Origin of the sequence: Sphingobacterium allocomposti, assembly GCF_008124885.1 — a bacterium.
GTDB classification, from domain to species: Bacteria; Bacteroidota; Bacteroidia; order Sphingobacteriales; family Sphingobacteriaceae; genus Sphingobacterium; species Sphingobacterium allocomposti.
In genome coordinates, this window is record NZ_VNHX01000004.1 from 26,094 (window position 1) to 46,047 (window position 19,954).

Here is a 19,954-nt window from a genome sequence, read left to right on the forward strand (position 1 = left end):
CATTTTACATGGCATGAAAAAAGTTAAAGGATTAATAGTAGCGACATTTGCAGCGTACAAACCGGATGGATCGATTAATTTTGATTTGATACCCGCAATTACGGAACACATGGTGGCCCAGAATGTGAAGGGAATATTTGTCTGTGGCACGAACGGAGAAGGACCAAGTCTGTCTACCGAAGAAAGGATGCAGGTAGTGGAGGCTTATATGAAAGCCGCCCGTGGCCGCTTACTTGTGTTTGTGCATGTGGGACATAGTTCCATCCGGGAAGCAAGGCGCCTCGCTGCCCATGCGGAGGCCATAGGGGCCGATTATATATCCGCCGTTTCTGCTTTCTATTTCAAACCGAATACCGTAAACAACCTCGTGGACAGTATGGCAGAAATCGCCTCGGCAGCTCCACGGACACCGTTTTACTATTATCACATCCCGAATATTACCGGCATTCAGGTGGATATGATCGAGTTCCTCGAATTGGCGGGGCAATACATACCCACCTTTGCGGGCATTAAATATACCGCATCGACCATAAACGAATATCAGGCATGTTTACATTATAAAGACGGGAAATACGATATTCTTTTCGGGTACGATGAGCTGCTCCTTCCTGCCCTGGCTGTAGGAGCAAAGGGAGCTATAGGCAGTACGTACAATTATGCCGCCCGTTTATATAACGAGGTGATAAACTTATTTGAACAACGGAAAATTGAAGAGGCCGAACAGCTTCATTTCCATGCTGTAAAGATGGTACAGTTGCTGGTAAAGTATGGTCCGATTCCGACGCAACGTGCTATTATGAAAAAAGTAGGGTTGGACCTGGGAGATCCCCGTCTGCCCCTGCAATCCTTAAATGCGGATACCGAACGTAAACTGTACGAAGACTTGGCATCTTCGGGCTTTTTGGAACTCGTAAATAGCTTATAAATGTAATTATGCGTTATGTGGCTTTTTTCTTACACCTACTTGTTAGTACAATAACGATCTGTCATATGGGATATGCACAGGATAATAAACGCGCGTGGAATTGGTCTATGATGCCTCCTGTTCCCGATGCTTTCGGCTTTGCGGGAGCGTTTGCAGGAAAGCTCGCCGGGGGCTTCATCCTCGCGGGAGGGGCCAACTTCCCGGATGGGAGACTACCTTGGGACGGCGGCACAAAACGATGGACCGACAAAGTGTTTTTTTTAGAAAACAATGGCACAGCATGGCTCCAGCCCGGCAGGCTGCCTGTCCCGTTAGGGTATGGTGCTTCGGCCAGCTGGGATGATGCCTTGTACGTGGCTGGGGGAAGCAACGAAAAGGGGCACCACGATAAGACCTATAAGATAACGGTCGACGCGGGTGCGTTACACATCACGGCACTACCGCCGTTGCCGATGCCGCTCGCTAATATGTCGGGCATACTTGTCGGAAGCTGGTGGTATATCGTTGGCGGCCTGGCAACACCCGATGCACCGGCGGCCGAGAATGTTTGCTACCGGATGGATCTAGCGCATGCCGGGCGTGGCTGGGAGGTGTGTGCTCCGTTGCCGGGAGAGGGGCGGATGTTGGCGGTGCTCGGTACGGATACCGAGGCCCTTTACGTGTTCTCGGGTGTGGCGCTCCGCGAAGGGCAGCGGCAATACTTAACGGACTCCTATCGCTTCGATCCGGCAGCAGGATGGAAGAAGCTACCGGACCTGCCCCGCGCTGTGGCGGCGGCACCCAGCCCGTGCTTCTTTGATCGCCCGAGTAACAGGTTTTTCATCTTCGGAGGAGATGATGGCGGATTGGCGCAGCAGCAACTGGGCGCAGCACATCCTGGGTTTTCCCGCAGCGTCCATATGTTTGATGTAGATGCCGGGGAATGGGATTACCAACAGGTCATGGACCTGCACGGCAGCTTGCCGCCGGTCACGACAACAGCAGTCGTCGATGAAAATACGGTGATATTGCCAATGGGCGAGGTTAAACCCGGTATCCGGACGACCCACGTTCTTCAGGGCAGCATTTTACGTCATGAAATAAAGAAACCATGAGAAATCAATCGACCTTTTATATCTGGTTTGTTGTTGCGGCTCTGTGGGTCGTAGCCTTCTTAAATTACTTTGATCGCATATTGATTACCTCCATGCGCGATCCTATCGTCGGTGAGTTTGGACTCACAGACGCCCAATTCGGACTGCTGACTACGATTTTTCTCGTCGCATACGGCCTATTCAGTCCGCTAGGTGGATATCTGGCCGACAAATATGCCCGGAAAACGCTGATTGTCTTTTCGGTGCTCGTCTGGTCGCTAATGACCATCTGGACGGGCTACTGCCGTTCGTTTGAAGAGATGCTGATTTCACGCTTTTTGATGGGCGTGAGCGAGGCTTGTTATATTCCAGCCGGTCTGGCCATGATTACCGATTACCATCGGGGTAGAAGCCGCTCATTGGCCACGGGCTTACATATGAGCGGTCTATATGCAGGAATGGCTCTCGGCGGCGTCGGTGGGTATATGGCTGACTTGTGGGGATGGCGATTCGGATTTCACCTGTTCGGTTTTATTGGTGTTGCTTATGCGGTCATCCTTTGGTTTACATTAGCCGAATATCGGGAAAAGGATGCCGTCACGGACGAAAAGAACGCGGGTATGGAGAAAAGAATGGCTATCGGACAGACGTTCCGCGCCATATTCCAGCTGCGTTCGTTTTATGTTGTTCTTATCTATTTCGCGATATTGGGCATGGCAAACTGGATTGTGAACGGCTGGATGCCTACCTTCCTGAAGCAACAGTACGCGCTGGATCTGGGAGCGGCTGGACTGTCGGCGACAGGCTATATCCAGATCGGTTCCTTCGCCGGCGTTGTGCTCGGCGGCATTCTTGCCGACTATTGGGTGCGTAAATCTTCTAAAGGACGGCTATATGCCATTGTTCTCGGATTTCTTCTCGGAGCACCCTGCCTGTTCCTGCTGGCGTCGACCTCGACGTTCGGTATAGCGATCGCCGGAATGGTTGTCTTCGGCTTAGGAAGAGGGTTTAATGATGCGAACTTAATGCCGCTCCTACGCCAGATTGTGGAGGGAAGATATGTGGCAACCGCCTACGGATTCTTAAATTGTCTTAGCACCATTGTAGGTGGTATAATGGTATACTTGGGAGGGGCACTGATGGATGCGCAGATTGGACTGTCCATCATCTATCAGTTTACCGCAATCCTGTTGCTCTGCGGAACCATAAGCTTATTGTTGGTGAAGATCAAATGGTGACAGGACTGAACCGATCAATTTTCTGATCGGTTCCTTGCGGTATGTCTGAAACTGCCTGTACAACATGATTTCCCGTCGGTAAAGAAGTAGCCGGCACAGCCGCCTGGTTGTCAATTCGCTGAAGCTGCACAACGACGAAGTAGTCCAGTACTGAACCACATGAGAAAGGTTGCGTCACCTTCGTTCCTCAGGTTCGCCATGACGCCGCAAAGGGCGAGTAACCCGTCACTGCGAGGAGTCACGGCGAAGTGATCTCTTGCTTTATTAAGATTGCCTCGTCATTCTTCCCCGTAATGGGGTTGAGTTTACGATCTCTGTAGGGGCTTAGGGATCAAACCAAACCAATTCTTACCGGAGATCACTATGCGCAACGTACAGAATAAAAATCGACAATCTCTTGGTATTTTCAAAATATATTGCTACACTTGTATTATACAAGTTGAATAGTACTTAATGAGTAAGCATATTGATACGGATCTGGATGAGCTGTTAAAGGCTTGGGAAGACACCTACAAAAAAGGGCAGTTGACATTATGGATATTCCTGGCGCTGAAAGAGGAGCCGAAGTATGTAGAGGAAATCAGGACATTTGTCGTAGAGAAGTCGCAGGGCAGCATGAGTTGCGAGGAGCAAAGCCTGTACAGGGTGTTGCGTAAGTTTGAGCACGTCGAAATCGTCGGGCACGAGCTGCGCAAGGGTAACAAAGGGCCGGATAGAAAGTACTATTTTCTGACGGAACTCGGTGTGCAGCTGTTTCACCGTTTCGTTGAGCGGAATATTCATATATTTTTTCAAGACGATATTAAATCGATTTTAGTATGAAAACTTTAACGCCACCCTTGATCAGATTTGCCCTTGTTGCCGTGGGATGTACGGCAGGCTTTCGGGTAGCCTTGAGTAGTCTTCTAACCCAAGGACATTTTAATTTTGTTGTTCCGGTAGCGATCCTATTTGGCCTGGTCATGTTTCTCGCAGGGAGATACTTTGGACGGAGAGACAACGAATACCTACCGATCTACGATGTTGGATTCCGGTTTCACCTCGTCACATTCTTGCAGTATCATATCGTATCGTACGGCTGGTACTGGTTCGGGTTTCCAAGTGTGCACGAGCACATCGGCGCGCTGAACGCGACGCTTATCATCTGGGGGATCTGCCTGGCCGTGCATGCATATTATTACGTGCAGGCGAGAAGGCATACCATAAAGCACATTAACAGGGACGAGCTTTTTGACTAGCGTATCCGCCCCATGTATGTGCGTTTTGGATTGCGTCGTCATTCATACGCGCAGTGGTGTTCGGAGCTTGATAGCCGTTGTGTTTTTGGTGGCGGATACTCCGTCACTGCGAGGAGGCACGGCGAAGTGATCCAGTCCTTAACAACATGAGGAAGATTGCCTCGCCTTCGTTCCTTAGGTTTGCCATGACGCGTTTTTCATATTGGCGACATTTTTAAGACGCCTTCTTTTTTATAACTTCGAATGTATGATACTAGAACATGTCGCTATCTGGACTAACCAGCTGGAAAGGCTACGGGCTTTCTATGAGACCTACTTCGGGGCTACTTCCAACGCAAAATATGTAAACCCGTCCACAGGGTTGGAAACCTACTTCCTTACGTTTAGCTCAGGGGCGCGGCTCGAGCTCATGCAGCGGGCCGACATTCCGGAGAATAAGAACGATACCATCGCGCAGTACCGCGGCATTATCCACTTGGCCTTTGCTGTGGCTTCACCGGCCGAGGTGGACAAGATCGCCGACCGTTTTAAGGAAGCGGGGCTGACCATCCTGCGCGGCCCCCGCATTACGGGCGATGGCTATTACGAATTTGAGACGCTGGACATAGACAACAACCGGCTGGAGGTGATGGCAAAATACGGCGGCGACGTGTAAACGGTACGCCGCATGGTGGCTGCGCGGCCAAAATTTGTACTTCTCATGAACGAAAGATTCTAAATCCCGTTCCATTGCGGGCCGGTCGTGGCCGGCGTCTGCCCCGTGTTTAAAAGGGAATCTTACCTTGGAGGATATGAGAAGAACGATCGTACTGCTGTTTGCTGTCGTACACCTGTGTGCTGGTGTTTACGGGCAGGAGATGTTTGGAAAGAGGCGCATCATCGCATCTGGTCTGGCTGATCCATGGTCTATCGTGTACGGCCCGGAGGGCTCGCTGTGGGTAACGGAAAGCAAAAGCTACCGCGTAAGCCGTATAGACCCCGCTTCGGGGCGCAAACGGCTGCTGCTCGATCTGGCCGGCAGACGGGAGTTTCCCCGCTATGATACCTTGCGGGTAGAAGGAAAGAGCTGGCCGCAGGGCGGACTTATGGGACTCGCGCTGCACCCGGACTTTGACCGTCATCCTTTTGTTTATCTGGCCTATGTATTCCGTGACCTCGGCCAAAACGACTTTTTGGCCAAAGTGGTACGCTATACGTACGACCGGAAGACAGATAGCCTGATCAACGAGGAGATGATTGATGGCGCGGTGCCGGCAAGCAACGACCATAACGGTGGCCGGCTGGCCGTCGCACCTGAGGGCGGCCGATTCTATCTTTTTTACGCAGTCGGCGACATGGGCGCCGGACAGTTTAAGAACGGAGGCAAGCCGAACCACGCACAGGATTCCAGCCGTAAGGAGGGAAAAATTCTGCGCTACCTGCTGGAGCCGGACAGTAGCGCGCGAGGACCCGAGGCATGGCTGCCGCCGGACAACCCCTTTGGCGCCGGTACGCGCTCGGCGGTATTTTCCGTTGGACACCGCAATCCGCAGGGGCTCGTATGGGCACATACCCGCGATTTCTCGCTGCTGTTTTCGTGCGAGCACGGTCCTTTTTCTGACGACGAAATCAATATTATCGAAAAGGGCGGCAACTACGGCCATCCGCTGATCATAGGCTATGCCGATGGCAATTACAACGGCCTCGCCGCCGCAGCGTCGGATGATCCGTCGCTGCCGGGCGTCTGGAACACATCCTACCCCCTCATTGAGGATGAGTTGCGCGCGAAGGATACGCTTGGCTCTGCCTTCCGTGAACCGATCTATAGCTTCATGCCCTCTCCGCAGAGCTACCTACGGGATATCTTGGAGAAAGTGCGCGCCTCGAAGGAGGCGGAGTGGGAAGCAGTGGCGCCAAGCAGCCTGGCCTTTTATAATCATGATGCCCTACCGGAGTGGCGAAACAGCCTGCTGATTACAACATTGAAAGGGGGATGTGTATACAGGCTGCCCCTGACGGACGACGGACGGCGCGTGAACGGTACGCCGGAAAAACTGTTTGACGAGCGTGTGCGCTACCGCGACATAACCGTGTCGCCCGATGGATCTAAATTATATCTCGTGACGGACAGGTCGGCCGCCACCTCAGAGCCGACATCGGAGAACCCCGATCAGATCGATATGCGCGGGTGCGTTATTGAATATACGCTGACAGCAGGCGATAGCCGCTGACCGCCTGATCCATGCAGGTGGATTGACTCCCAAAAAGCACGACTTAGTCGTGCTTGGTCCAGATCAGGCGGCTTACATCGTATCCGGCTTCGCGGGCTATTCGCAGAAAGTTGCTTTTGACATCTTCGGGAATGGTCTTGTTGCGTGACAGGATCCAGATGTAGTCTGTGTCCTCTCCGAATACCAGGGCATTCTGGTAGGGCGGCTCCATGGCTACGACATTGTAGCCCGAATAGAACGGACCAAAAAAAGACACTTTTAGCGCTCCTCTGTTCTGTTCTCCGACAAACCTGGCTTTGCCTATAGCATCTTTCCATTTTCCCTTTACGGTGTCGAACCCGCGATTAATGACCTTAATGCTGCCGTCGTCGTTCAGCGTGTATTCGGCTGTCACCTGCTTCATGTTCTTCTCCTGCTTGAAGTCGAACCGTGCAATCTCGTACCACTTGCCGGTATAGGCACGCACATCAAAGGGCTCAACGACCTCGACACCGGGGGGTACTTTTACAGGCTTGCAAGCATGTACGGCGAGCAAGGCCAGAAGCATCGCCGGGCCGGCTAGCCACATGTGGTTTCTGTATGATTTCATACTGGTGGTTTTTATTTTATTACTAGTGAACAACCTCAACAAGCTTTTGTTTGCGGCCGTCGCTCTTTACCGCGCCATAGATGCCGTTTGCTGAGAACTAATCTGCGCGGCGTGCAGAATGTTGTTGAAATCTGTTATCTTTGGCATTTAGTATGAGCTTGAGGCACAGTGTGGCAAGCTGCTGCTGATGGGAGAGCTATAGCTTGACAACAGATCTGAAGAAACCTTTTACCGATTGATAAATTTTTCAGATATTTCCGGAACGGGTTCGCTGGACCTGACCATCTCTTCGGTTTTCCGGCGGACAGGGAAAATAACAGGCATTAACAATAAGGCAGGGTGTTACATATGGATATGACTACGCGAAAATTTATAAACTGTGAAGAGGAAGCGATTCATCTTTGCGGCATGGTGCAGCACACGGGCGCATTACTGGTGTTTGACGGTACAGATAGGTGTGTAGCCTGCAGCGATAACGTCGGCGACTTCGGCATTGACGCCGCGCCCGGTGTCCTTCTATCGGAGCTGCAGGGGTCGCTGGCGTTGCCGGAAGATCCCGAGCTGATCAAAAGCCGCTTGACATATCCCGACTCGACAGCCCAAAACAGGCTTGTCTATCCGGTACAGCTGCCTAGCGGCCCCTGCTCGCTAAGCATCTACTACCGGCGGGCGCTGCTCTTCGTAGAGTTCGAAAGGCAGATCGCCGGCGATTTTAATATCAACGAATTATATCAGTATACCAATGCGATCGATGCGTCGGCAAACGACGGCTTTTGGACATCGCTTTGCCTGCAGATTGCCAAGATCATAAAGTACGACCGTGTAATGGTGTACCAGTTTCGGGAGGACCGGAGCGGACAGGTTATCGCCGAATATGTAGAAGAGGGGCTGGAGCCTTTGCTGGGTTACCGCTATCCGGAGTTCGACATTCCTGCGCAGGCCCGCGAGCTGTATAAGATAAATGTGGCACGTGTGACATCGGATGTGCATGCCCCGCGAATTCCGATCCGAGGACTGGAAAGCCGCGACATCGACCTGACGCTGACCGATATCCGGGCGATGTCTCCGGTGCACCTGGAGTATCTGAAAAATGCGGGTATGCAGGCTTCCTGCAGCTTTTCGATATTGGTTGACGGCAACTTATGGGGAATGGTGGCCTGTCAGAACCGCACGCCGAAGGCGGTTGATATCTTCCAGCGGCATGTGGGGACCATACTGACGCAATATGCCGTGAACAGATATGTGGCGTTGGAAAAGGAGAAGGAACTGCGTGACCAGCAGGAGATTGAGGAGATTTTGTTCAACATGAAGGACAAGATCGTGGTAAAAAGCAATATTCTTGAAAGTCTGGAGGAGTGTTCGGATGCGATTATGGAATTCGCGGCGGCGGACGGTATGGCTGTGCTGTTTCAGGATGAACTGGTAAAGTACGGTTCTACGCCTGCCGACGACCAGATCCTGCGTATGCGGGATGAAATCGAACAGAACGGGGAACCGCAGTTTTTCGTAACGGATGCATTTTACAGCAAGGGAAAGGAAGGAGGTGACAGCTTCCTGCCGGGTGTAGCCTATGTTAACGTGGCAAGCCATTCGGAGCTACAGCTGCTATTGTTCCGGAAGGAGGTCATTCAGGAGGAGACCTGGGCAGGAGCTCCGGAAAAGGTCATCAAAACAGATCGGGACACGCTGACGAGCTATGCGTCGCCAAGGACATCGTTTGAGGCGTGGAAGAATGAAATACGCGGGAAGTCCGAGAAATGGGGCCGTAAGGAAAGACGATTCCTCGAGCGGCTAAGTCAGCTTATTCAAGAATCGATTGTAATGAAGACGACGGAGATTCACAAACTGAATGCACGGCTGAAAGAACTCAATCACCTGCACGACACGTTCTCGTATACGCTGACACATGACCTGAAAAATATGCTTTCGTCAATCCGTTTAGCATCCCAGTTCATGACGCAGAATGAGCAGAACCACCAGCTTGTAAAGAAGCTCAGCGAAAACATTCTGGATACCGTGCACCTGATGTCTGACATGTTGGATAAGACCTTGGCGTTTTCCAAAGCGAAGACGATAGCGGTCAGCAAGGAGGATGTTGCGCTGGAAAAGATTGTGCCCAAGATTGTGGACGATAACATCAAGCGGTACGCTCCCGGGGGCGAGGGCCGCTTCGACGTGGTGCTCGGCACCTTATTGCCGGTAAAGTCGGATAAGACGCTGCTGTATCAGATCTTCCTCAATGTTATCGGCAATGCCGTGAAATACTCAAGCAAGGGGGCTGCACCGCGGGTGGCGATACGGAGCTACGTAGAGGAGCCGTTTATCGTATATAGTATAGCCGACAACGGCATAGGAATGCGCGAAGAAGATATCAAGCAGGCTTTCGAGATCTTTAAGCGCCTGCCCAACTCGTCGGGATTTGAGGGGTCGGGGGTAGGCCTTGCCATCGTGAAGCGGATCATGGATAAAATAGGAGGCCGCATCGAGCTGGAGTCGGCGGTAGGCAAAGGAACTACGTTCTACCTGAAATTCCCGCGATAGGGGAGAAAGGCCTGTTCTAAACAAGGTACGCTCAAGGTCAATACACCTGTTGTCGTTATTACCTATTAGGCTTACCAACGACTCTCATCAGAAGAAAGTGATTCGCTAAAATAAAACTTCAGATCTCCGCTATCCATAATTGCCGCCAATTCGACTAAATATCTTATCGGGATGCCACTGTGTGTCGTCTCCATATGTCATCCTTATTGCCGTTGTATGCTGTATTTCGAAGCCCTTCTTTATTAAAAATTGAACCCCTGCGGCGTTATCCACTGGTAATATTGCAGTATCGATGGTGCTGTATTTAAGCTCCATCAACGCCAATCCTGCTCGTTCTGTGACCGCATAAATTGGCCCTTGACCGAGCTTTGGTAAATAATAACCTTCCACACATCCTCCGTGTTCAAAGATTACGGCTTGTTTAAGATGACTGTGTATTAGTTCACGCCTGTTTTCCCCACTTATCTCTTGATCCAGTTTGAGAATTTGTTCATAAAATGCAGGCGAGGATGGCTGAAGCTGGTCTGGCAAAGATTGCTGTAACCATAGACGCTCTCGCTTAAGAGACTGATATGAACCGACTATTCTGAAACCGGCTTTTTTATAAACTGGAGCTCCTAGATCTGTTGCGATCAAATTTATAGACGATGCGCCATTTTCAATGGCGCTATTTACCAAGTGTTTGACTATATTGAAACCAATGCCTTGACCTCGATAAGTTTCGTCTACAATAATATGTCCCAACCATGCAGAGTTTTCGTGCAGTATTGCAGCTCCGACAGCGACAATATTATTTCCATAGACAACTTTAACTGGGCTGCAAAAAGGTTGCAAACAGTATTCCATTAAAGATAGCGTAATGTCTCCCCATCCTTCGGGCTGAAGATGTCGAGTAAAAGGTAAATCTTGGAGAGTGAGCGGATGTATATCCATATTTTTATTAGATATGTGACCATATTGTTTCAAAGTATTCGCAGACGAGTTCCATCGCCGGAGTTGGTTTCAGGTTATGCTCACGCAATTCGCGTGTAATCCCAGTGTACCTTCTTCCAATAGGATAGGCTTTTGTCTCCTTCGCCTTCGATAAAAGCATATTCTGTCGTAATATCTTTAAACCTTACAAGCTCCACTTAATGGTCTTGATAACGGCTTTAGGCGCGCCGTCCCAGTCTGTGACGATGGCAAGATCTCCAATGGTGGGCAGTTTTTCTTCGTTGATTTGCAATCCAGATAAAGAATGTGTAGTAGCCTGTTTAATACCTCGACGTACCAGTTCGGCACATTCGTCGGCATCCTTTTTATTATCGCAAAAGTAATAATAGGGGGGAACTGCTACCTGTTGGTAGGTTGGATATTCCTTTTGAAATTCCCGCCAGTAGATCTCTATTTTATTAATAAGCATCTGCATTCTTTTTAACGGCTTTATAATGTAACACCTGTGGAAAGGGATCATAATAATTATGGAGCAAGGCTTTCCATTTCTGATATTGTGGCGATTGACGGAAACCGACTTCATGTGCTTCGACAGAGGTCCACTCGACCAGCAGGATATACTGGTTATCCACTTCAATACACTTTTGTAATGAATGGCTTATGTACCCTTCGGTGGAGGATATATATTGCACCGCGACGTTAAAGTCGGCTTCGAACATCTTTGATCTGCCGGGCTTCACGTTTAATATGGCTACTTCTAATATCATTGCATTCTCATCGTTTAGTAAGCAGAATCAATCCCGTCGACCAGTTCATTTTGGTTATCTGTATATCGTCGCGTTGCTCAAGGTAAGCAATGAGACGCTCTACATTGTCCTGGTGCCCTTCAGGCCAGTTTTCCTGAGGAAGCATATCGTCAATCAGATAGAAACCACCGGCTTTTAGCATGGCGAGGGTCTCGTCAAGCATACTGTATTTTCCCGGCCAGGCATCGGCGAAAATGAGATCAAAATTCTCCTCCTTGTTCTCCGTTATCCATTGGTTTCCATCTATACATAATAAATGTACACGGGAATCGTCTCCGAAAAAACGTTGTGCTATTAATTGATATGAAGAATCGTTATCAATGGAGATAACGGTGGATTCGTTGTCCATAGCATCTACTATCCAGGAAAGCGAAAGTCCCGTGCCTGTACCTAGCTCCAAAAACCGCCCTGCGGGTTTAGAACAGACCAATGTTCTCAGGAAACTTCCGGTATACATGTCGGAGAGCATAGGAAATCCCGCTTGCTTGGATTGGACTAGTATATCCTCATAGTAACGAGGGAAGGTAAGAGGTTTCTGATTCATTGTTCTTTTATTTGTTTTAAATGATGTTCAAAATGAGCGATATAATCTGTCGCGAGGAATACTAATGTGTTTCCGTTAGCCTTTCTTTGCCACATCTCAGAAGACAATCCTTTCCATAGATAAAGCAATTGCCGATTTAGCCCCTCCCACAAGATAATCATATTATGGAGATCTGCGCCTTGGTAGTAATTATGTCTACACCATAGATCTTGATCGTATTGGATGATCGGATTGTCGTGAAATTGTTATGAGCACTATCAATAAGATATCCTACGATTTCTTTTTTGCTCCATTTATCCATTGAGGGTTTTGATTCCAGCTCGGCTCAATTCAGTGTTTGCAACAATTGAGGAAACTCCACTATGTATTGTTCTAATTCGTGAATAGCGTCTTTGATCATTTGAATATGGGTGAGATATATCGCAATTATTGGTAGTCAAGCTTTTAATGCTATGGTTACGTTCTTTTGTTAGTTTAAACTACTAAATAGATTGGAATAAATTTAATCATTCAGGATCAAAATAGCTTAAAAATCCTAAAATAGCTAATAATAGCCGGATAGAGGGCTCATATCGCATGCATCAAGGCGTGTGCCGCTCATAGCCTTCTTTTGTATGGAATTGATAATGGCGGCGGAGAGATGGCAGAAAACGAATGGAGAGAGGGATATAACTGACCCTAGCGTCTTTTACCGGAAAGGTCTTAATACTTTGAATGAACGTGAAAAAGCACTTTCTGCTGCCATACGGCGCGTCAGCGAATAAATCTATCCACAGACGTGCGACAAAGTTCGGGCAGTCTTTCAGATTAGGGGGCATTTCGGAGGTGCGTTCGTTGGGCCCATTGTCTATCCTTCGACAGGCTCTTGACAATGTCAGGCTCAGGTCTTCGAAGCCTAGCATGACAATGCCCTATACTACCCTCAGTGACGATCCGTTTCACGGGAAGGATAGTGTAGCGAGCTCTTAGGGGCTCGTTCTTTGTCGAAATGACGACGATTTCGTGCTTTATTAGACGGTGTCTTTTTCTCTGCAATGGATATGCCAATCGGAAATCAGCGACGCGCCAAACAAATGAACGGCGGGAATGAAAGTGTCTTTCCGGCCTACTTAAGTGAATTCGCTAAAAAGTCGCACTTAATCGACAAGATGTGTCGTAATTCATAATTTTTTATATATTTGGTACAGTTAACCGCTTGCAGTTTTTTCTGACCATTCAATGAATCCGAAAGCTCGGGTAGTTTAAGATTATTAACTAGCAATAAAATATGAAAGCCAAATCAATTGTACTAGGCGTCGCCTTACTAGTGTCCGCAATGGGCGCAAGATCCCAGAACTACCTAAGACACGGAATCGGAGCAGGAATAGGACTGGATAAGCAAGGGGATACGTTTCTAACATCGTGGGGATTGGAATACGAAATGAGCATCTTAAATCAGAAAAAGGGGTTTGAAAGCGGATTCGTGACCGGCGCCGGTGTTTCGCTTCCAATAGAGAAAGCAGACCAATACGGCCATAGGCCCGGAGCAACATATGATCCACGGGAGTTCGGAGTGTACCTAAAGGCGGGATACAAGCTCGAAATGGTGTCCGTGGGAATTAACGCGGGTATTTATAAGGAAAAGGACAGGGAACTTGCGGACGCGAATCAGTCGAAAGCGATCATCGGCGGATGGGCCGGCATGCAGCCGGCGCGTTTTCTTACCGTTTTGGTAGGATACGATACGTTTAGGGGAATAAATGCAGGAGTTCTGTTTTACGTGAATAAGATACCGTCGAACAGAAGATAGTGATCGGTATGATAGTGTAGTTCGTTCCGTCATCCTGCCGCCATATCGCTACTTTTTAGGACGAAGATGTACACAAGAAAGATTTTTTTCGTACTTTTGTATCCGCACATAACATGGGGTCGACCGGAATTGACAGGATAGCGATGGTTATGTAAGCATGCAGTGCGTTGGAAGTATTGCACTATAATACAAACTTTCAAAACTATAATTGGCGAAGAAAACTACGCCTTAGCTGCTTAATTTAGAATTAAGATAGCTTTTGTCTCGTCAAGCGCTGTTCTACCGCTTGATAATAGAGGCACCGAATCGTAGAACTAGCCTGTGTGACGTCACTAAACATGGGCGAAATCCAGTGGCTAAGGAGAAAGGTATAGGTTAGCGTCTCACCTTCCCTCTCCCTACAATTAAAGAGAAGCTAAGCATGTAGAAAGCATAAATCATACTATGTTTGGACGAGGGTTCGAATCCCTCCGGCTCCACAAAATAAAAGCCCACGAAAAGTTGGGCTTTTATTTTTTAGGAGGGATGAGAACCCGAAAGAGGGTTCGAACTATCTCGTTCCGGCCCTGTGTGCGGGGTTTTGGGACGGAACAAATCCCTCCGGCTCCACAAAATAAAAGCCCACGAAAAGTTGGGCTTTTATTTTTTAGGAGGGATGAGAACCCGAAAGGAGGGTTCGAACTATCTCGTTCCGGCCTGTGTGCGGGGTTTTGGGACGGAACAAATCCCTCCGGCTCCACAAAATAAAAGCCCACGAAAAGTTGGGCTTTTATTTTTTAGGAGGGATGAGAACCCGAAAGGAGGGTTCGAACTATCTCGTTCCGGGCTGTGTGCGGGGTTTTGGGACGGAACAAATCCCTCCGGCTCCACAAAATAAAAGCCCACGAAAGTTGGGCTTTTATTTTTTAGGAGGGATGAGAACCCGAAAGAGGGTTCGAACTATCTCGTTCCGGCAATGCGTTGAGCGTTCATCGCCCCAATAAATGGTCCACTTACTTTACAGTCGTTAAAAAAAAGTATACAAGACAAAATAATCTAAAACCGGAGCAAACAAAGTACTATTTTTATTGTTAGTTAATAAAAATATTCAGCACTATGGCAACCGATAATAAAGCAACAGCCGAGAAAGCTCCGGTAGAGGAGGGAGTACAGGCACCAGCAGCGGCGGAAAAGGACTTGACGAGCACGGAAAAGCCCGCGACGACAGCGCCGGCGAAGAAAGTTTCTACCAGGGCGAAAGCTCCGGCATCGAAGGCGGCAACCCGCAGAACTTCCGCTGGAAAGAGCACTGCAGCAAAGACACCGACGGCCGAAGGACAGCAAGTGACCGCCGACGCGGGGAAATCCGCTGATCAACCGGTGAGCGCTCCTGCGAAAAAGGCGGCAACCTCGGCGCCCGCGGCCAGCAAGAGAAAGACCACGTCTGCGAAAGCGACATCTGACAAAAGTGCCTCAGCTGTGACTAAGGCAACCACGCCGCAGGCCGACAAGGCCGCGGAAGTTAAAGCAGCATCTGCGGGACAAAGCAAGCCTGCAGCGAAAACATCTGCGGTGCCCAAAAAAACAACGGTTGCTAATGCTGCCGCTGCTCCTAAAAAAGCGGCGCCGAAAGCTCCGGCCGGACAGACGGCAAAAGAGAACGGAAAAGAAACCGTAGCTGAGCCGGCGAAGGCGGCAGTTAAGGCGACAGCCACGAGAAAAGCTGCGCCGGCCAGGGCATCGCGAACGGCAGCACCTGCAGTAAAGAAGGCACCGGAAACTGCATCAAACGCAGCCGATACCAAGGCAGAGGGCAAAGCAACCCTTCCGAAGCAGGAGGAGGCGAAACTCGTCAAGGAAGCTTCCTATAAACATGAAGTGGAAGAGAAAGCGAAGGAAAGTAAATCGGCCGATAAGAAAAAAGCAGAGAAGAAAAAATCAGCGAAGAAAGAAAAGGTAAAGGCTAAAAAAGCCGAGTCGCCGAAGAAGGATAAGAAGAAAGATAAAAAGGCGGACGAGGGGCTTAAACAAAAGGTGAAAAAGATTGTTGAGAACGTCCTGAAAAAATTAGACACCAAGGAAAAGAAGGGGAAGAAGAAAAAGTAAGTGGAAACGGTCGAGCATACAGCTCGACCGTTTTGTTATCATTTACCCTTCTATATTGGTTCTGACCTCGTTGGAATCGCGCTTCCGTTCGCTACGGATAATGGTTCGTAGGCCGGAGTTTGCGGAGTAGAACGACCAAAGCCAGTTGCCCATCAGCTTCCATTTGTTGCGGAAACCTGCGATGGGTATCAGGTGAATCAATAGCCATGTCAGCCATGCAAAGAAACCCTTGAACGAGAATTTAGGAAGATCGGCTACGGCGCGGTAGCGCGAAATAACCGCCATGCTTCCTTTATCCCAGTACGAGAACGGCTTTAAATTGCCGTTGCTGTCTTTGGCCACGATGTTTTTAGCCAGTAACGTTCCTTGTTGCATGGCTACCTGTGCCAGCTGCGGATGGCCGTTTGGAAAATTAGGATCCGTTGTCTGAAGGCAGATGTCGCCAATGGCAAAGATGTTGTCGTACCCCTGTACGGCATTAAACTGGTCGACCAGCACCCGGCGGCCCCGTCCGAACTTCTCTGCCGGCAGCCCTGGCAGCTCGCGGGCTATAACCCCTGACGTCCAGATCAATGTTTTCGTTTTTATCTCCTTGCCATCGCCTAAAACGACCGTATCGTTTTGGTAGTCTTTTACGGCGACATTGAGGGTGATCTCCACACCGAGTTTCTCGAGCACCTCTTTTGCCTCCTGCTGTGCCACCTTGCTCATTGGCCCGAGCAATACCGGAGCGGCGTCGACAAGGTGGATTTTCGGTTTCAGGCCGGCGAGTTCGGGGTACTCTTTTCGGATAATCCGGTCGCTTAGCTCGGCAATCATACCCGAGATCTCCACGCCCGAAGGGCCTCCTCCGGCAACAACAATGTTCAGGTAGGCTTCCCGGTTTGGATCGTCTTTATATTGAATATATTCTTCGAGGCAGAGGAGTATCTTGTTACGGATAGCTAGGGCGTCCGTGATGTTCTTCATCGGAAAAGCATTCTTCTTAACGGCCTCCATGCCGAAGTAATTTGTCTCGGTTCCCACAGCCAAGACCAGATAATCGTAGGGCAGCGTGCCCGAATCGGTTTCTATCGTGTTGTTGGCACTGTTGATGTTTTGTAGTTTGCCCAGGTGAAAAGAGAAGTTATTATGTCTCTTAAACATCTTGCGGAAAGGCATGCTGATATTGGAAGACTCAATAAAAGCGGTGGCTACCTGATAAATAAGTGGGGGAAAGAAGTTGTAATTGTTGATATCCACTAAGGTGACGTGGTAGCGGGAGTCGTTACCTAAGGATTTGATGAAGTTTATCCCAGCAAATCCACCACCTACAACAACAATATGTTTTTTACTGTCTGCCATAATAAGCTTTTCGTTTGTTTTAAATATCTGCCTAACAGTTGTTATAACAATGGCGTTTAATCTTTGTTCAGCAAATAAGGTGCAAACCTAAATAAATTCGTCTTTATATGCAATATAATCGTGCCTGCATATGCAATGAATTGTCGGTTTTCTGACCAATGCTGTTGGGTTCTGGAGGCCGCGTGGCGGAAGTGCAGTCGCGGAGTTGCAGTCGCATGGACAACAACGGACAGTTTGCTTTCTCCATCGCTCTGGTCGTGGCTAATGGGGGACGGCATCGATTTGGTCTGGTTGCCGCTGCCGCTGAGCCGGGGAAGCGGTACGCCGGAGCAATCAGCCTTATCGGACACCCGCTGCCATCCAGCTGGCGCCGCAGTGTCCGATAGGTTTTTATTTCCTGATGCTGACCGCGTTCTTGTGGGCGTGCAGTCCTTCGAGTTCAGCAAGGATCTCCACGGTAGACCCGATGTGGTTGAGCCCTTCGCTACTGATGTGCTGAAATGTAATCTTTTTAACAAAGGAGTCGACAGAAACACCGGAATAGGAACGGGCATAACCGGAGGTCGGCAACGTATGGTTGGTGCCCGAAGCGTAGTCGCCCGCGCTCTCCGGGGTCAGATGACCAAGGAATACCGAGCCGGCGTTGACGATCCGCGGTATCAGCGACTCCCATTCGTCGGTCTCCAAGATCAGGTGTTCCGGAGCGTAGGTGTTAGAGAAGGATAGAGCCTCCTGCAAGTTGTCTACAGCGACGGCGTATGAATTGTCTATGGCCATGCGGGCTATTTCGGCACGGGGCAGTACTTCCAGCTGTTTAGCGAGCTCGCTGTTCACCTGTTGGATCAGTGCTTGAGATGTCGCGACGAGAACGGCCTGGCTGTCGGGGCCATGCTCGGCCTGTGCCAGCAGGTCGGCTGCCACGAAAGCAGGCGATGCGGTGTCGTCGGCAATAACAAGTACTTCCGAAGGACCGGCCGGCATATCGATGCTCACGTTGGTCATCCCCTGCACCAAGCTCTTTGCCTTCGTAACAAACTGGTTGCCCGGGCCGAATATCTTGTCAACTTTGGGAATGCTGTCGGTTCCGTAAGCCATGGCTGCTATTGCCTGGGCACCACCTGTAAGGTAAATACGCTCTATCTTGAGCAGCTGAAGGCAGTAGGCTACAAAGCCATTGATCTTTCCGCTCTTCTGCGGCGGGGAGCACACTACGATTTCTTTACATCCGGCGATCCGTGCGGGCACGCCAAGCATCAGCAAGGTACTGGGTAGCACGGCTGATCCGCCGGGAATATATAAACCTACTTTTTCGATCGGGCGCGCCTCACGCCAGCACTTGACACCCGGCATGGTTTCTACCGACCGCTCTTTGCGTAGCTGCACGCTGTGGAAGCGGTGTATGTTCTGGAAAGCTATTTCCAGTGCCCGCTGTTGATCCCGTGTGATGGTCATCGCAAGCTCTTCGATGTCGTCTTTTTCTAGATAGAGCTTATCTAAAGCGATCTTGTCGAACTTCGCCGTAAGCTCGCGGAGCGATTCGTCGCCACGTTCGCGGACATCGTTGATAATCTGTAGTACAGCATCCTGTATCGCGTGGTTTGCATCGGTATTCCGGGCAACGAGTTGCGCGACTTCCGGAGCTGTTAGATTGCGGAGTGAATATTGTTTTAACATCAGAGGATTATTTTTTCGACGGGCATGACCACTATTCCTTGTGCGCCTGCCGCCTTTAGTGTGTTAATCTTGTCCCAAAAGTCGTCTTCTGTAATGACGGTGTGTACGGCTACCCATCCTTCTTCAGCCAACGGTACCACCGTAGGGCTCTTGACACCGTGTAGGAGTTCGGTAATCTGGGGGAGATTGATTTTTTCTACGTTGAGGACGACATATTTTGTTTCTTTTGCACGTAATACCGACTGTATACGTTGGAGAAGTTCGCAGAGGATTGGGTTTTCTTCGAGGCCCTCGCGGCCAATCAGGATGGCTTCAGAACTTCGTACATCCGCGAAGGGCTTGAGTCCGTTGCTCTTCAGCGTGCCGCCCGTAGAGACGATGTCACAGATGGCGTCGCTCAGTCCAAGGCCCGGGGCTATTTCTACCGATCCGGATATCTCCTGGATGTCGGCCTGTATCTTATATTCGTCCAGAAACTGCTGTAAGATGACAGGATACGACGTTGCGATAGATTTGCCTTGCAGGTCGCGGAGTTCGCGGATCTCGGAATCCTTCGGTATGGCGATCTTCAAGGTGCAGCGTCCGAAGCCCAGCCTTTGTAGGTAGGTGACCTTCTCCTGCGTTTCGTCAATAACGTTTTCGCCGACGATTCCGAGGTCTGCTATGCCCTGGGCAACATAACCGGGAATGTCGTCGTCGCGCAAAAATAAGATTTCCAGGTTGAAGTTATTGACAGTGGTGATGAGCGAGCTCTTATAGTTTTCGAAATCAAGGCCACAGTTTTTTAGAAGCTGTACCGATTTTTCGTTTAGTCTGCCCGATTTCTGTATAGCGATTTTAAGGTTTTTCATCTGTATAAAATATCTAATAAGTGTAAACTCTCCATGGTATAATTGAGCTCTTTACACCCGGTTTTCTGTTAGTGGTGAGTTTGTGGATTATGCGTGTTATTATGCTGGATAGAC

At 49.5% G+C, this 19,954-nt stretch carries 18 protein-coding genes, 1 other RNA gene and 1 pseudogene; 12 read left to right on the top strand and 8 right to left on the bottom strand.

Features of this window, described 5'->3' with window-relative positions:
- The first annotated feature begins 13 nt into the window (after window positions 1–13).
- The 7 genes from BC792_RS04140 (at window position 14) to BC792_RS04170 (ending at window position 6,684) form a co-directional block, all read left to right on the top strand.
- On the top strand, window positions 14–925 hold the full coding sequence (locus BC792_RS04140; RefSeq protein WP_148907730.1) for a dihydrodipicolinate synthase family protein: 912 nt from the start codon (window positions 14–16) through the stop codon (window positions 923–925).
- Between the two features lie 65 nt (window positions 926–990).
- The gene (locus tag BC792_RS04145; protein WP_148907731.1) at window positions 991–2,019 is read left to right on the top strand and encodes a galactose oxidase; all 1,029 of its coding nucleotides are present in this window, start codon (window positions 991–993) and stop codon (window positions 2,017–2,019) included.
- Window positions 2,016–3,236, top strand: coding sequence for an MFS transporter (locus BC792_RS04150; RefSeq protein ID WP_148907732.1), 1,221 nt, complete (start codon window positions 2,016–2,018; stop codon window positions 3,234–3,236). Before BC792_RS04145 ends, BC792_RS04150 begins: the two co-directional genes overlap by 4 nt.
- A 453-nt stretch (window positions 3,237–3,689) precedes the next feature.
- Window positions 3,690–4,058, top strand: a complete 369-nt coding sequence (locus tag BC792_RS04155; RefSeq protein WP_148907733.1) for a PadR family transcriptional regulator — start codon at window positions 3,690–3,692, stop codon at window positions 4,056–4,058.
- The gene (locus BC792_RS04160; RefSeq protein ID WP_148907734.1) at window positions 4,055–4,474 is read left to right on the top strand and encodes a hypothetical protein; all 420 of its coding nucleotides are present in this window, start codon (window positions 4,055–4,057) and stop codon (window positions 4,472–4,474) included. The genes BC792_RS04155 and BC792_RS04160 overlap by 4 nt, the downstream gene beginning before the upstream one ends.
- Window positions 4,475–4,721: 247 nt before the next feature.
- A complete protein-coding gene (locus BC792_RS04165) occupies window positions 4,722–5,129 on the top strand; it encodes a VOC family protein (protein WP_148907735.1) in 408 nt (135 codons plus the stop codon).
- Window positions 5,130–5,265: 136 nt separating this feature from the next.
- A complete protein-coding gene (locus tag BC792_RS04170; RefSeq protein WP_148907736.1) occupies window positions 5,266–6,684 on the top strand; it encodes a PQQ-dependent sugar dehydrogenase in 1,419 nt (472 codons plus the stop codon).
- Window positions 6,685–6,727: 43 nt separating this feature from the next.
- Here the strand turns inward: BC792_RS04170 and BC792_RS04175 are convergent, their stop codons facing one another.
- Window positions 6,728–7,273 carry a lipocalin family protein gene (locus BC792_RS04175; protein WP_148907737.1) on the bottom strand — a complete coding sequence of 182 codons (546 nt, stop codon included), beginning with the start codon at window positions 7,271–7,273 and terminating at the stop codon, window positions 6,728–6,730.
- 354 nt (window positions 7,274–7,627) lie between these two features.
- On the opposite strand from BC792_RS04175, the gene BC792_RS04180 reads away from it, so the two are divergent.
- Window positions 7,628–9,814 (top strand): ATP-binding protein, encoded by a 2,187-nt coding sequence (locus BC792_RS04180; protein ID WP_170249949.1) that lies wholly within the window; start codon window positions 7,628–7,630, stop codon window positions 9,812–9,814.
- A gap of 129 nt (window positions 9,815–9,943) precedes the next feature.
- Here BC792_RS04180 and BC792_RS04185 read toward each other — a convergent pair whose 3' ends face one another.
- The 4 genes and pseudogenes from BC792_RS04185 to BC792_RS04200 form a co-directional block, all read right to left on the bottom strand.
- The gene (locus BC792_RS04185; RefSeq protein WP_148907739.1) at window positions 9,944–10,747 is read right to left on the bottom strand and encodes a GNAT family N-acetyltransferase; all 804 of its coding nucleotides are present in this window, start codon (window positions 10,745–10,747) and stop codon (window positions 9,944–9,946) included.
- 80 nt (window positions 10,748–10,827) lie between these two features.
- Window positions 10,828–11,267: pseudogene (locus BC792_RS18785) on the bottom strand (ASCH domain-containing protein).
- Complete coding sequence (locus BC792_RS04195; protein ID WP_148907740.1) at window positions 11,206–11,514, bottom strand: antibiotic biosynthesis monooxygenase family protein; 309 nt, start codon at window positions 11,512–11,514, stop codon at window positions 11,206–11,208. Before BC792_RS04195 ends, BC792_RS18785 begins: the two are co-directional and overlap by 62 nt.
- A gap of 7 nt (window positions 11,515–11,521) precedes the next feature.
- Window positions 11,522–12,097, bottom strand: a complete 576-nt coding sequence (locus BC792_RS04200; protein WP_148907741.1) for an O-methyltransferase — start codon at window positions 12,095–12,097, stop codon at window positions 11,522–11,524.
- Window positions 12,098–13,364: 1,267 nt separating this feature from the next.
- On the opposite strand from BC792_RS04200, the gene BC792_RS04205 reads away from it, so the two are divergent.
- The 3 genes from BC792_RS04205 to BC792_RS04220 all read left to right on the top strand — a co-directional run bounded on the left by BC792_RS04205 (window position 13,365) and on the right by BC792_RS04220 (window position 15,971).
- A complete protein-coding gene (locus BC792_RS04205; protein ID WP_148907742.1) occupies window positions 13,365–13,886 on the top strand; it encodes a hypothetical protein in 522 nt (173 codons plus the stop codon).
- A 115-nt stretch (window positions 13,887–14,001) separates the two neighbouring features.
- Window positions 14,002–14,368, top strand: a transfer-messenger RNA (tmRNA) gene (ssrA, locus tag BC792_RS04210).
- 613 nt (window positions 14,369–14,981) lie between these two features.
- Window positions 14,982–15,971 carry a hypothetical protein gene (locus BC792_RS04220; protein ID WP_148907743.1) on the top strand — a complete coding sequence of 330 codons (990 nt, stop codon included), beginning with the start codon at window positions 14,982–14,984 and terminating at the stop codon, window positions 15,969–15,971.
- Window positions 15,972–16,013: 42 nt separating this feature from the next.
- Here BC792_RS04220 and BC792_RS04225 read toward each other — a convergent pair whose 3' ends face one another.
- Window positions 16,014–17,315, bottom strand: coding sequence for an NAD(P)/FAD-dependent oxidoreductase (locus BC792_RS04225; protein ID WP_148907744.1), 1,302 nt, complete (start codon window positions 17,313–17,315; stop codon window positions 16,014–16,016).
- Between the two features lie 158 nt (window positions 17,316–17,473).
- Here BC792_RS04225 and BC792_RS04230 point away from each other — a divergent pair, with 158 nt between their 5' ends.
- A complete protein-coding gene (locus tag BC792_RS04230) occupies window positions 17,474–17,701 on the top strand; it encodes a hypothetical protein (RefSeq protein ID WP_148907745.1) in 228 nt (75 codons plus the stop codon).
- A gap of 4 nt (window positions 17,702–17,705) precedes the next feature.
- Here the strand turns inward: BC792_RS04230 and hisD are convergent, their stop codons facing one another.
- Together hisD and hisG are read right to left on the bottom strand one after the other, a co-directional pair.
- Window positions 17,706–18,989 (bottom strand): histidinol dehydrogenase, encoded by a 1,284-nt coding sequence (gene hisD, locus BC792_RS04235; RefSeq protein ID WP_148907746.1) that lies wholly within the window; start codon window positions 18,987–18,989, stop codon window positions 17,706–17,708.
- Complete coding sequence (gene hisG / locus BC792_RS04240; RefSeq protein ID WP_148907747.1) at window positions 18,989–19,840, bottom strand: ATP phosphoribosyltransferase; 852 nt, start codon at window positions 19,838–19,840, stop codon at window positions 18,989–18,991. Before hisG ends, hisD begins: the two co-directional genes overlap by 1 nt.
- Between the last annotated feature and the right edge of the window lie 114 nt (window positions 19,841–19,954).